The organism is bacterium SCSIO 12844 (assembly GCA_024397935.1).
GTDB lineage: Bacteria > Pseudomonadota > Gammaproteobacteria > Francisellales > Francisellaceae > M0027.
Genome location: CP073743.1, coordinates 2,231,159 through 2,245,458, shown reverse-complemented (window position 1 = coordinate 2,245,458; position 14,300 = coordinate 2,231,159). Strand labels below are relative to the sequence as shown.

The window sequence follows — 14,300 nt, the reverse complement described above, 5'->3', positions numbered from 1 at the left end:
GCTGTAAAATCATAAGTATTTAAATTTAATCGGAGTATGCTCGTAGGCAATAATCAAATAAATAATTCGAGGGGTTTTGATTATGGCTACTTTTGAAGAAATATTAGATCGTGCTTATGAAAAAAGCTTAACACTTGATAGTGGAGTTAAAGGGTTGCAAAGAAATTGCTGGTTTAAAAGAAATCGTGCTGAATTTTTAGCATTGGGTGCTGACTTTGCAATTGGCAGTGTAATTTATGCTGTTGTTTTATCAAATCCATACGGTATTGCTGCTTTAGCTGGAGCAATTACGGCAAGGAAACTAACGAGTGAAGGCTATGATTATTATAAATATCAATCGTCATTAAAAGCATTAAAGAAATTGAATCAATCAACAGAAAAATTAACTGATATTGAAACTTTATTGGAGGGTGTACAAGTTAAGCTTCTTAATATTAGTGATAAATCTCAGCAACGATTAGAAACAAATACAACGAATGAAAGTAAAAAAAATGCATTAAGTTATTTAGCAAGCCTGAATAATCGATTTAAACTAGAGACATTTAAATCAAAAATAGTTGATGCTAAATCAAAAGAAGATAAGTTATTTTGGATTAATTATTTACAAGATAAAATTAATACTGAAAAAAAGAGAATTGTTAGAGATTTAGAAAACCCTCAAGTAATTCAAGCAACATTTAAATCAAAAACGAAACAAAATCTAACTGAAGCGTTGAAAGTGTTAACTGAGCTATCAAATAATTTAGATATTTATAAAGCAAATTTACCCAATGAACTACCTTTAAATAAGCTAATAGAAGCTCAAGTTAATGCAATTTTTAGTCAAGATTTGACAAATCCAGCAAAATTAAGTCATGTTTTTGAACAAATGGATAGCTTAATTGTTAATCTTCAAGGAATGATAGACAAACAAAAAAGTGATGTCAGTGTTTATACGCAGAGTTTATTAAATTTAAAAAAACAAATTGATCAAAGTACTCAATCGTTAGGAGATAATCCCTCTGATCAAGCATTAATCAATCACTTTACTTATATTTTTCAGTATTACAGTGTATATGCTGAACTTTTAGAAACAGTTATTTTACCTTATGATGCAAGCTTTTATTTAACTTCTTTATTACAGTCTAAAATTGAAACATTAAAAAAAGATCCTCAAATACGTATCCAATTTGAACAGTTAATGAAGGAAAGGCAGAAGGATCAGTTGGCAGAACCAAAGTTATTTCAACTACGAAAATGGCAATTTAATTCCAAAAATTTACCAAAAATTGAGAAAGCTTATTTATATTTATGTGAAATTACTGGAATTCCACCAGTTGTTGGTTCTGATACAGGCTTTTGGCTATCTAATATTGCAGATCCTGTTGTTGAGAGTTTAATACGTTTTACTGTTACAATTATTGCTCATCATCCAGAGTATACAGAATTACTACCTTTGGCAGTTGATGCGATTCAATCAGGACATTTTTTAAATGGTGGCTTTGAAGCACTCTCTGGTATTGCAAGATTATCAATTTCACTATTTGCTGAACATCACTTTCATAGTCAACGAGAAAAAGACCTTCAAAAGCAATCACCAGAATTACTATATCATTTTACAATGAGCCATTTTCATGCATTAGATTTAGTGTATAAGAATAAAAAATTAAATTTATCTCCATTAAATGAATATGCATTAAAAAGTTTAATGGGATTATTAAAAATTGAACAACAACACAATATAAATGAAAACTTATCTAGTCAGATAGGTTTATTAATGGAGTGTATTGATATACAACCTGACAAAGATGGTTCAATATTTATGCAGCATAAAGCATTAATTAAAACAATTTTATCTAAAATGGATGAAGTTAAAAAGGATTTAAAAGCTAATCCAAAACATTATGGTGGTGAAAAAGCAATAGCGCCATTAATTAATTTAATAGAAGAATTAACATTAAAATATCAGTCAGCACAGGGTATTTATCAACACTTTGAAGCATCTGAACAACAAGTGTCAATTGGTAGTTTAAAAGCTCAAAAACGAGCAGATTTGGTGAAAAGTGAACAATTTCAACAAACTTTAACCGATGGTTTGTTATTTAATATGGGAGAATCATTTAGAGAGCAGACAGTCAGTCATTTATCGGCATGTCGATATTATTTATGGCATGTATTTAATGGTAATGATGTTAAAACTGAAAATGCGAATCGTACAGATAAATATAAATTACAGATTTTGTGTCAAAATCTATTTGGAAAACTACCGCAATATCATGAAGCTTTTACATTATTAAATTCAACAATGCATCAGCAAGTTAGTGAAGCAAAAGTTAATTCAGAGCAAATAATGTTACGAAAAGCTTATCCAGATGAAGTGAGTCAAGAAGTATCTGTTATGCCAAGTAGTATGCTGTTAGATGAGCTACCATTTTTAAGCCATCAAAATATTAGTGTTGGTACACAAAGCCCCCATAGAGATATTTAGTTGCTTCAGCGCCTAGTACTAATACCTTATCACCTTGAGATAATCGATTTGATTTGAGTAGTTGATCTAAACTATACCAAATTGCAGCTGATCCCATATTACCTACTTTATTTGCATGGAGAATAATTTTTTCTTCAGGGATATCTAATGCATGGCTAATGTATTTTGCCATATAGCCATTTGCCTGATGTGGTATAATATAATTAAAATGCTCTAGTTGATAGCCTCGTTGATAAATGGCATCTAAGCCTTTTAGAAACAGTTCTGCCCCATGATTAAATACTTGGTTAGTTTTATGATGGAACGGCTGTGTTGTATGATTATCAGAACAATTTGGTTTACGACTACCACCTTCAAGATAAAAGCCACTATCTTTATCAAGGCCAATATGTCCTAAAAATATATCACTAATAATCTGTGCTTGAGAGTCATCATTTGCAGCGATTAAAGCAGTTGCTGCACCATCACCCATTTGGACATAGTTAATTAACTGGCTTATATCATAAGGATCTTTAGCACAGTCAAAGTAGACAGAACCAACTTCACTGCCAACAATCATAATAGATGATAGTTTTGGATTTGCATAAAGCATCGGTGAAGCAATTTGTAACGCGTTTGCAAAGCCTGTGCATGCTTGCCTTAACTCCATAAAAGGGCCTTTATATTGTAATTTTTCAGTAACCCAAGCGATATTAGGTGGAATTAATGTATGAGGACTTGCAGTATGACCGATTAGATAACCAATCTCTATTGGTGATTTGACTCTTTCTAGTGTATTAGCGACTGCTTTATGGCATAACTCAGGAGTGCTATGTAATGCAGGTTCAATCGCTTTCTCTAAAGGCCTAGATAAATAACGCTCCGTGACACCCATTTTTTTGATTAAACGTTTAGCTTTTTTAACGGTTTGTAAATCAGTATGAGTTAATAGTGCACTTAAAAGTGTATCATTATTAAATCTATATTTTGGTAATGCAGAACCTGTTGCAAGTAATTTAACAGAATGTGGTGCAAAATAAGTAGTCATTATAGGTATAATCTCATAGTTTGGTTGTTATTAAGCGTTGAGTCAGTAAGTCAAAATCAATTCCAAGCCCTTCAAAAGTATCACTTTGAATCGATAGTAGCTTAATAAGCTCTTGTGTAATTGTTTCATCAGTATTATAGCTACCTAGATTAGATGCATGCTGTTTACTAATAAATACATGACGAGCCTCATCTTGCTTAATAATTTTAAATAGGTGTGTAATTGCTGGGTTTTTATTTAAGTGGCTTTGCTCCATTGCATTTAAAATTTTACAAGTGCATCTATCAAGTTGAGAAATTAAAGAAAAGTGATTTGCTAAAGTATGCTTGTTTCCAAGCTTAGTATAAAATAGTTTGGCCTTTTTTTTGATGCGATTTACCTCAGGTGGTTTTGGTAGCTTACCACTAAGGTGTTGTAGTAATTGCTCATGGTAATATTCATCATTGACAACTTTTTGTAAATCAGTAATTGCTTTAGTTATAGGCTTTGATTTTAGTCTATTAACTTCATTATCAAAAATACACAATGCAGATTGCTCACCACAGAGTAAAAAAGGTAAAAGTTTAGCTAAATAGTTAGCATGTTGGTCATTTAGTATTAAACGAGTGTTAGCAAATTTTTGCCACCAGTTAGTAATGGCTATAGAAGGTGGTGCAATCGTAATCTCTGGTAGAGAAAAACATTTCAAATGTTGGTTATTATTTTCAATCATGTGATAGCCATCTCCAAAATATAAATAGTAATGCAGGTAGTAATATGATATCGGTTGTTAAGGCTATAAATATAATTGCTGCTGATAAAATACTCATATCAGAAATAGGGCGAAAATCAGATAATAAACCAATGAGTAGGCCAATAATTAATGTAATACTGGTTATGATAACTGCAGGAGCAACATCATTAATTAAAGCTGTAATTGCGATTTTTGGCTGTTGGTTTCTATGTTGATATTTTAATAAAAAATGAATTGTATCATCGACTACAATGCCTAAAATCATGCCCATTACTACCGCACTGCCTAAGCTAATAAATCCACCTGCAATTTGCCAAATTGAAAAAACAAAAAGTATTGGGAAAAAATTGACAAATAAGCCAATGAATAAAATCAATAGAGAGCGCTTAATGATTGCTAATAAAACAGCAACTAATACTAATGCAATACTTAATGACCAAAACATGCTAATTGCATTTATTTTACCTAATGAGGCAAATAAAATAGAGGTGCCAATAGCAGGTGAATGAGCATAACTAAAATGTGCTTTAAGATAAGTATTACTACGTTGACTAAATGCAAGTATTTCAGCAGATGAAATTGGTTTTAAATAAACACTTAATAGCATACCTTGATATAAACCATAGATTTCTTTATCAAGCTTAATCTCTTTTGGATTATAAGATTGAGCTCTAAATTTTAATTGAGCTAATGATAAGTTAAGTGCTTCTTTAATATCTAATATTGAACTTACGTGTAATACTTCAGGTTGTTGTTTAAGCCACTTTCGAAATGCAATCAATTGCTTCAGTAAAGATTTATTAAAGATAGCGTAGTCTTTTTTACCATCGATAAAAAAGTCTAGCTTATTAATGCCTGAAAAGTGTTGTTCTAATAATTGAGTATCATTTCTAAATGAATGATTTTTAGGAAAATATTCAAATACATTGTCATTGACTTTTAGTTGACTGACAAAAACAATGCTTCCTATAAAAAGTAAGATAAATAGCGTAATTATTTTTTTATTGTTTTTAAGTATGATCTTAATTAGCTGATTAAGAAAATGAGCTTTATTAAATAAAAAGGTTTTCGGTTTGATATTCATTCTAATTAGAATTCTTGATAGAATAATATAGTTAAATAGAAACGCAAAAATAATACCAACTGCAACAATATAACCTAATGCTTGAATTGGTGGTGATGGGCTAAAAGCTAGTAAGAAAAATCCAAAAGCAGTGGTAAGGACACTTAGTGCAAGAGCAGTAAAGTTATAGGTTAAGCTTGTTGTAACTGATTGATAAGTTGATTTTTTAGTTAGCTTTAATTGAAAAGTATTATTTAAAATATGAACAGATATAGCAATACTTAAGCTCATGATAATAACAGGTGTAAAAGCAGTAATTGCAGCGAGCTCAAGCTGTAGCCATCCAGCAAGACCTATGGCGCAAATAATCGCTAAAAAACCAACCAATAAAGTACTAACACTGAGTTTAAGGTTTCGAGTAAAAAAGTAGAGTAAGATAATAAAGACGATCAGCATGATGGGAATAAATAGTGTTAAATCATGGCGAACGGTATCAATGTAGCTAGCATTCATTGCAATAATATCAGTATAGTGAACAGTTATAGGAATATTATGATCATTAAATGATATATTTGCTAATTGTTTGATTGAATCGATAAATTGTTTAATTTCTTTGGCATTATGTTTATTTTCTAATTTTACATCTAAAATAATAAGTCCATAGTGTCCATCTGAGGTTATTAAATATTTACCACGGGGGTGTTTTTGGGTATTTTGTAATAAGGTTTTTGCATTTGCTTTGCTTGATATTTGAACTGAGTTATTCGTCATGAACGATTTATTTAAAAAATCCAGATAAGATGTCAAATGCTTAATACGTTTATCTGTTTGTAACTGAGTTATAAAACGCTTAGCCACTTTACGCTTATTAGGCGTAAATAACGAGTTATTTGGACTATTTAAAATTAAGATTAATCGATCATTAGTGTTAAATTTTTGATTAATTTTTTCATGTTGCTTTAAAAGCGGTGCATTTAAATTGAAATAAACACTATAGTGAGCATTGAGTTTCAAAAACTTAAAACCAATTAAGCAAAAGATAACAAACAGTAACAGTATCCATAAAATTAATTTGCTCTGATAACATATCTTTACAAATGATGTCTTAATCTCTTGTGGTTTAAGTTTCATATAACAACTAAATTATAAATACCTTTAAGTAATAGAGTTAAGGAGTATGTTAAATGAAAATAACATGTAGAATCTATAGTTTATTATTACTTTTGATATTGATCACAGGTTGTACGACATTAGATCAAAGAACTTACTCAGATGATCAAGGTGCAATTGGTGGTTATGATCCAGTTAGTTATTTTACAATGCATAAGGCTATTAAAGGTAAAAAGGATATTGTTTATAATTACCATGGTGCGACTTGGCACTTTAGTAGCGAAGACAATAAAACATTATTTATAAGAAACCCAACAATGTATTTACCTCAATATGGCGGCTACTGTGCTTATGCTATGCACTATGGTTTTATCGTTTCATCAGACCCACAAGCTTGGTCGATTATTAATGACAAACTTTATTTAAACTACAGTAAAAGTGTACGAGAGAAATGGCTAAAACACTCTAAAGAATATATTCAATCTGCAGATAAAGAGTGGGTAGAGAAAATAGAGAATTATTAGACTTTTTTACTTCACCTTTGTGCCAGCTTTAGCACCTTCATCAGGAGAAATTAAATAAATGCCTTTATCATCTCCTGCGGCTAGTACCATGCCTTCAGATAAGCCAAAACGCATTTTTCTTGGTTTTAAATTGGCAACCATCACGGTATGGCGGCCGACTAAATCTTCAGGTTTATATTGTGATTTAATTCCTGCAAAGACTTGCTTTTGAATATCACCTAAATCAAGTGTTAAACGTAATAGTTTATCTGCGCCTTCAACGTGATCTGCTTGAATAATTTTAGCAACACGTAGATCAACTTTCATAAAATCATCAATTTGAATTTCATCTTCAATATTTAATGAATTAGTCTTTTTAGGTTGTTGACTACCAGAAATTTCAGCTTCTTTAGCAAGCACAGTTTTAGTCTCCTCTATAATGGCATCAATTTGTGATTGTTCAATACGTGCCATTAAAGGTTTAAATGGGTTAATGGCATGACTAATTAATGGCTGATGAATACTAGCCCAGTCAAGTGAATTTACATTTAAAAATTGTTCAGCTTTTACTGTAAGCTCAGGTAGTATAGGTTTAAGGTAAGTAATTAAAATTTTAAATAAATTCAATGCTAAAGAGCAAATGCCATGTACTTGCGCATGATTATTTTCATCTTTAATCATCTGCCAAGGTTTATGATGATCAATAAATTGATTGGCTTTATCAGCTAGTGCCATTATTTTTCTAATTGCAGATGCAAACTCACGTTTTTCATAATCATCAGAAATTGTATGTTCCTGGGTGATAAACTCATTTAATAAAGACTGGTCATAACAATTATCAGCTAGTTGTGCATTAAATTTTTTAACAATAAAATTGGCACTACGGCTAGCAATATTAACTAATTTACCAACTAAGTCAGAATTAACTTTTTGGATAAAGTCTTCTAAATTTAAATCAATATCATCAATGCGAGAAGTTAGTTTAGAAGCGTAGTAGTAACGTAAATATTCAGGGTTTAAGTGATTTAAATAAGTTCGTGCTTGAATAAATGTACCACGGGATTTAGACATTTTTTTACCATTAACAGTTACAAAACCTGTAGCATAGACTGAAGTTGGCATTCTAAGGTCAGCATTATCAAGCATAGCTGGCCAAAAAAGCGTGTGAAAATAAATAATATCTTTACCAATAAAATGATAAACCTCACTGTGATTGTAATTTTCTTTTGACCAGAAAGCATCGTAATCAATATTATTCTTTTGGCAAAAATCTAAAAAGCTAGCTAGATAGCCAATTGGCGCATCAAGCCAGACATAAAAATATTTATTGTCAGTATCTGGAATCTGATAGCCAAAATAGGGTGCATCTCGAGAGATATCCCAATCTTGTAGGCCTTGTTCAAACCATTCTTTTAATTTATTGACAACTTCTGGTTGTAGCTTCTTATTTTCAGTAAGCCAGTGTTCAAGCTTATTTTGTAATTGGCTTAATTGAAAAAAGTAGTGCTCTGATGATTTAAGAATTGGCTTTTCACCAGAGACAACAGAGATTGGATTAATTAATTCTGTTGGCAGATAAGTTGCTGAGCATACTTCACAGCTATCACCGTATTGATCTTCAGATTTACACTTTGGACAAGTGCCTTTAACATAACGATCTGGCAGAAACATATCAGCTTTAGGGTCATAGGCTTGTTGAACTTCTCTAGTTTGAATCAGATTTTTATCTTTTAATTTAAGATATATTTCTTCGACAAGCTTTTGATTTAATGGGTTATGTGTTGAGTGATAATTATCAAATGAAATACCAAAGTCAGTAAAGTCTTTTAAATGCGCTTTGGCTGATTTTTTAGTTAATTCTTCTGGTGTAATACCTTCTTGTTGTGCTCTTAGCATAATTGGTGTGCCATGCATATCACTACCACAAATATAATAACAGTTATGCCCTTTCATATTTTGAAAGCGACACCAGATGTCAGATTGTGTATAGCCTAAGATATGTCCTAAGTGCAATTTGGCATTTGCATAGGGTAAGGCATTGGTTACTAAAATATTACGTTTTTCAGTCATTATTTAACCTTTCATTATGATCAAATTAAGATTCATATAAGCGTATAGGCATTGTACACCATAGGAACTTAAGCTGATAACATTTATGTTTATTTTTTCTAGCGAAAGCATTTTGTGATGTATTATTGTATTTGTTTCATACATGATTCATTTGTAATTATTAATATTCTATGATATTGTTAAATTGTGTAGAGTGGCTTTTATATCAAAAGCTTAGCGTTAAGGAGTAGGTTGTGAGTGAGCAATATATGAATAATAATCAGTTAGATAGCAATCAAACTGTTACATTGCGTGAGTTTGCTAGAATCTGTCCTACAGCTAAAAATAGATATAATGAAGATGACTCTATTGAGTTAATTAGTCAGCGATTAACAAGAGATAGAAGAAATGCAGTCCCTTTATCACCAGATGAGTTTGCAACAATGATTGATTTACTTAAAGGTAAGATGGAGTTATCTTTTTTAAGAGCAAGAGGTTTACACTTGGTTATCGGAGAGTTAAGTCCTGAGAATTTTGATGAGTTTCGTCATAAGTTATCAGAAAGCCAGTATGCAAGCTTTTTAAAAGCTTACGATATGGCGCCTAATGTTCAAAATAATACTAATACTTATGATCCTTCTTTTGTTTTTTATCAACAGCAAGAGCTTGCTATGGAACGTCAAGCTATGCAAGAATATACTCAACAACAGCAAATGACTCGTTAATAACTTAATTCCCCTCTTTAGAGGGGTGGATGCGAAGCAGACGGGGTGTGTGAAAGGTCAGAGTATAATATGTGAAAGGCCAAGGTCGGTACAATGAAAGGTCAGAGTTAGCATAAAATTTAAACGAATGATTGGCTTTTAGGGGTATTTAAAGTCGCAGAGCGATGTATGTAATTCTATTAGACTACCCCGCCAGCCTACGGCTGCCACCCCTTCAGAGAAGGGGAATTCCAAAATTTTTGTTACAATAAATCGACTCAAAATTACACCAATTATTGTCTGTGATTCTAAGCTTTGTTACAATAAAGTAAGGTTGAATTTTATTTTTGTTTTAGGGGAGTTGAAATGCCAAGTTTTCGTGAGTTAGCTTATAAAGTAAGCAGGGGCAAGTCCTTAACTGAAGAACAGCAAAAACAATTTAATCAGCAAAAAGATAGGGTTGAAAATCCTCAGTTTGCTGTAGAAAAAAGTGTAGAAAGACAGCTTGAAAATATTTTTGATAAACTACGTTTTGGTAACAACCCATCAAAACAAAAATCGCTAGAGCCAACGCCATTAATGTTTAATGCGGGTCAACAGTATCAACAAAAATTAGAAAGAGAACTAAATATGAGGCATCCTTCATTAGAAGCAAGACCTTATTAATCATTTATCCCAACTTTTTTGTTACAAAAATATCCATCAACCATTTCCTAAATAATTTAACCTTTTCAAGTTTTAAACTTTCTTTTGCATAAATTAATTGATAAGCGCCTGAATGCATTGTTTCATCAATTGGTGCAATTATTTTATTTGATGATAAATACTCGTTAGCAAATGCTTTATCCATTAAGACAATACCAAGGCCAGATATAGCAGCCATTAAAGCATGGGTGGAGTCTTCTGTTTGAATAAATTGAAGTTTTTTCGGATTAAATGGAATTTTATTATGTTCAAAATAGCTTTGCCATAAACCTTTTCGTGCAGGGATTGTTGTGGTGATCAAAGGATAATGGATAATATGTTTAATTTCACTTAATGGATAATTATCGTTAAGTAAACTAGGCGAGATTAATGGTGTAACATACTCATTAACTAATACTTCTTGTGTATAATCACTCCAAACTTCATTGCCAAAAAATAATAATAAATCAAGATTTAAACTACGTAGATTGGTATTTGCTTCTCTTGGTGGTGGTGTGACAATGCGCACACTAATATCAGGATGCAATTGATTAAACTCTGATAATTTCAGCCATAATAATTGCATGGCTAATAAATTAGGCATTGCAATATTAAGCGTATAATCTTTACTTTCATTATATCTAAGTTGGTCAGTTGCAGTCTTTATTTCATTAAATACATTTGAGAGTGATTGCGCATATAGTTTAGCATTTGCTGTCAATTGTATATTCCTACCTACATGCTTAAATAAGGTAATGCCTAAATATTCAGATAATTGCCTCATTTGTAAACTGACTGATGCATGTGTTAAATGTAGCTCTTCTGCAGCTTTAGTAATGCTTTGGTGGCGTGCAACTACTTCAAAAATTTGTAGCGCTCGTAATGGTGGTGTTTTTAAAGTGTTCATGTAAATAAAACTAACATATTTTGTTGAAAATGCAAAATTTTTTATTCAGTTAAATTTCGTTAATATACCAATATTGAAAGTTTTAATGATTTTAAAATCATTTTTAATTAAATATATAACAATAAAAAAGTAAGGAATATTAACATGTTTTTTTTAATATTAATTCTCTCAGGTATTGTCATTGGTTTATTAACTGGTTTATTCGGTATTGGTGGTGCAATTGTTATTGTGCCGTTAGTCAGTTTTTTATTGGCTGCTAAACATATTGGTGCCTATACCGCATTACATTTAGCAATCGGTACTTCAGTGATGACCGCAACAATTACAAACATTCCAGCATTAATTCAACATCATCGCCTTAAAAATATACATTGGTCACTATTTATACGTTATTTGCTCCTGGGGGGAGTCCTTGGTGCTGTAGTAGGTGCAATCCTAGCAGGGTTTGTGCCCGCTACTGTGCTAAAAATCTTTTTCAGTGTGTTTGTTTTACTGATCGCATTTATTATGCTTTATAAAGCAATAAAACCTGGTTTAGAAAATCAATTAAATAAGAAAATATCTGGTATAGCACATAGTATTTTATCCTTTTTAATTGCTTTGGTTTCAGGTTTAGTTGGTGTTGGTGGTGTTTCAGTAATGACAGCTTATTTAAATCGTCACAGCAAGATTCATCATGCAATAGGCACATCAGCATTATATGGTTTGCCAGTGACTGCAGTTGCAGCGGTTACTTATTTAATAGCAGGCTTTCATAATCCATCATTACCAAGCTTTAGTACTGGATATATCTATTGGCCTGCAGTGATTTCATTTGCAATAACTGCAATAATTTTTGCACCAGTTGGCACAAAAGTTGCAGCTAAGTTATCACAAAGAAAACTAAAAGGTGCTTTTGGTCTTTTATTAGCTATAGCTTCAATCGTTTCATTGGTTTAAAGGTTTAAATTTTATGTTACCATAACATCAATATAAGGCCTTTTATGGAATATTGATGCCACAAAGTAAAACTCATTCTAATCTCAAAAGTCTATTTTTAAACGCAGGATTAAGTATTCGACAGTCACAATTAGATATGATTCTGCATGTAAAAGACGCTATTTTAAATCAACAAAAAATAGTCATTGAAGCACCAACTGCAACAGGTAAAAGTTTTGCGTATTTAATTGGTGCGCTATTAGCTAATGATGAACTTGAAAAAAAATTAAATATTGTTATCTCTACTGCAACAATTGCTTTACAAGAACAGTTATTTTTTAAAGATTTAAATTATGTTGAGCAACTACTCAATCGTAACATTGATTATAAAATTGCAAAAGGGCGTGCTCGCTATCTTTGTCAAAGGAAATTTGCAAGTATTGATATTCACAAGGATGATGTATTTAAAATGCTTTCGGATCACTTAGATTCTGGTTGGTCAGGAGATATTGATGAGCTTTCAATAGAGCCAGATAAAGCATTATGGAGTGATGTATCAACAACCTCAGCTAGTTGTTCAAAAAATCGCTGTGAGTTTTATAAGTCTTGTTCATTTTATCAAGCACGAAGAAATTTAAAAAAATGTGATGTAATTATTGTTAATCATAATCTTTTATTGGCGCATTTAGCATTAGGTAATGGTGCTATTTTGCCTGAGTTTGATGAAATAATGATTGTTGTTGATGAATGTCATCATTTGCCTAAAAAAGCATTGGCAGCATTTTCAGCGCAAGCAACCTTAGTCAGCTCACAAAGCTGGATTAATGATCTGGATAAATTATTAAAATTAATTCCATCAAAAGTATTAAAACAAGTCAATCAGCCATCTTTAAAGTATGCTAAAGAAGCTTTAATTAATGATTTAAACGAAGTGCAAATTTATTTTCATCAGTTGTATACTAAAATGAATATTTCAAATAGTACTTCCCATTATCAAGATAATACTTTAAGAATTACTCAACGATCAGAACAAATTGACTCAGTGGCTATCAATATTAAATCAAATGCAGAAAATTTATATCGAAATTTAACCGAAATAAAAGAAAAGCTTGATGACTTTGCTGAAAAAAGTACATTGCATAATCATCAGTCATTAGAGAAAACTTTTTCACAGTTAGGGTTTATGATTGATCGATTTTCTAATTTATTAAATTTATGGAATTTGATGATCAATTATGAGCAACCACCCATTGCTAAGTGGTATCAACCGTATAAAAAAGAAGCTGAAATAATAGTAGAAGAGCATTCATTATTTAGTCGCCTACAAGATTATATGATCTCAGCGTCACCAATTGAAGCTGGCCACTTGTTAGAAAAGTTATTTTGGTCACAGGCAACAAATAGTGTCATAATGACTTCAGCAACGATTCGTTCGGTTGGTAAATTTGACCGATTTTTAGCTGCATCTGGATTAGTAGAAGATACCAAAACAATTGCATTAACATCGCCTTTAAACTATAAGGATTCTCAGTTAATTATTCCTAAAATGAAGGTAACACCACAAAATTTTGAAACACATAATATAGAATCATCAGAAATTATTTATAATTATTTAGATCAGCTTAAAACAGGCGCACTTGTGTTATTTACGAGCTTTAGAGCAATGATAAAAACTTATGAATTATTACCTAGTGCAATACAGTCAATTGTATTAAAGCAAGGTGATTATGCAAAAGCTGTGATGATAAATAAACATAAAAAAACGATTGATAATGATCAACCATCGATTTTATTTGGCTTAGATAGCTTTGCAGAAGGTTTAGATTTACCAGGTAATTATTTAGATTTGCTTATCTTGCATAAATTACCATTTTCAGTACCAACCGACCCGATAGAAAAAACCAAATCAGAATGGGTGACAGCTTTAGGTAAAAATGCATTTATTGAATTGGCTTTACCTGATGCGTCATTAAAATTAACACAGATGTGTGGTCGTTTAGTTAGGCGTGAAGGTGATCGTGGTAAAATTGTTATTTTGGATAATCGTATTATTAATAAATATTATGGCAAACAGATGATTGAAAATTTACCGGATTTTTCAATTAATACAACGATGGATAATTAGATTAGATTAA

The 14,300-nt window shown here is 31.4% G+C and carries 11 protein-coding genes; 6 read left to right on the top strand and 5 right to left on the bottom strand.

What is annotated here, in order from left to right:
* The first annotated feature begins 82 nt into the window (after positions 1-82).
* Entirely contained in the window at positions 83-2,467 is a 2,385-nt protein-coding gene (locus KFE69_10045; protein UTW41840.1) for a hypothetical protein, read from the top strand.
* Here KFE69_10045 and KFE69_10040 read toward each other — a convergent pair.
* Genes KFE69_10040 through KFE69_10030 form a run of 3 tightly spaced genes read right to left on the bottom strand, consistent with a single transcriptional unit; the run spans position 2,430 to position 6,304 of the window.
* Positions 2,430-3,494: a 3-oxoacyl-ACP synthase gene (locus tag KFE69_10040; GenBank protein UTW41839.1), complete on the bottom strand. Its 1,065-nt coding sequence runs from the start codon at positions 3,492-3,494 to the stop codon at positions 2,430-2,432. The genes KFE69_10045 and KFE69_10040 overlap by 38 nt on opposite strands.
* A 13-nt stretch (positions 3,495-3,507) precedes the next feature.
* Positions 3,508-4,206, bottom strand: coding sequence for a hypothetical protein (locus KFE69_10035; protein UTW41838.1), 699 nt, complete (start codon positions 4,204-4,206; stop codon positions 3,508-3,510).
* Positions 4,199-6,304 (bottom strand): MMPL family transporter, encoded by a 2,106-nt coding sequence (locus KFE69_10030; protein ID UTW41837.1) that lies wholly within the window; start codon positions 6,302-6,304, stop codon positions 4,199-4,201. The genes KFE69_10035 and KFE69_10030 overlap by 8 nt, the downstream gene beginning before the upstream one ends.
* Before the next feature lie 170 nt (positions 6,305-6,474).
* Here KFE69_10030 and KFE69_10025 point away from each other — a divergent pair, with 170 nt between their 5' ends.
* Entirely contained in the window at positions 6,475-6,924 is a 450-nt protein-coding gene (locus KFE69_10025; GenBank protein UTW41836.1) for a YHS domain-containing protein, read from the top strand.
* Between the two features lie 6 nt (positions 6,925-6,930).
* On the opposite strand, the gene metG is transcribed toward KFE69_10025, so the two are convergent.
* Positions 6,931-8,973, bottom strand: a complete 2,043-nt coding sequence (gene metG / locus KFE69_10020) for a methionine--tRNA ligase (GenBank protein UTW41835.1) — start codon at positions 8,971-8,973, stop codon at positions 6,931-6,933.
* A 233-nt stretch (positions 8,974-9,206) separates the two neighbouring features.
* On the opposite strand from metG, the gene KFE69_10015 reads away from it, so the two are divergent.
* Both KFE69_10015 and KFE69_10010 read left to right on the top strand, forming a co-directional pair.
* A complete protein-coding gene (locus KFE69_10015; protein UTW41834.1) occupies positions 9,207-9,677 on the top strand; it encodes a hypothetical protein in 471 nt (156 codons plus the stop codon).
* Positions 9,678-10,022: 345 nt separating this feature from the next.
* The gene (locus KFE69_10010) at positions 10,023-10,322 is read left to right on the top strand and encodes a hypothetical protein (protein UTW41833.1); all 300 of its coding nucleotides are present in this window, start codon (positions 10,023-10,025) and stop codon (positions 10,320-10,322) included.
* A gap of 4 nt (positions 10,323-10,326) precedes the next feature.
* On the opposite strand, the gene KFE69_10005 is transcribed toward KFE69_10010, so the two are convergent.
* A complete protein-coding gene (locus tag KFE69_10005) occupies positions 10,327-11,247 on the bottom strand; it encodes a LysR family transcriptional regulator (protein ID UTW41832.1) in 921 nt (306 codons plus the stop codon).
* Positions 11,248-11,391: 144 nt separating this feature from the next.
* On the opposite strand from KFE69_10005, the gene KFE69_10000 reads away from it, so the two are divergent.
* Together KFE69_10000 and dinG are read left to right on the top strand one after the other, a co-directional pair.
* Positions 11,392-12,186, top strand: coding sequence for a sulfite exporter TauE/SafE family protein (locus KFE69_10000; GenBank protein ID UTW41831.1), 795 nt, complete (start codon positions 11,392-11,394; stop codon positions 12,184-12,186).
* 55 nt (positions 12,187-12,241) lie between these two features.
* Positions 12,242-14,290 carry an ATP-dependent DNA helicase DinG gene (gene dinG, locus KFE69_09995; protein ID UTW41830.1) on the top strand — a complete coding sequence of 683 codons (2,049 nt, stop codon included), beginning with the start codon at positions 12,242-12,244 and terminating at the stop codon, positions 14,288-14,290.
* Positions 14,291-14,300 lie beyond the last annotated feature (10 nt).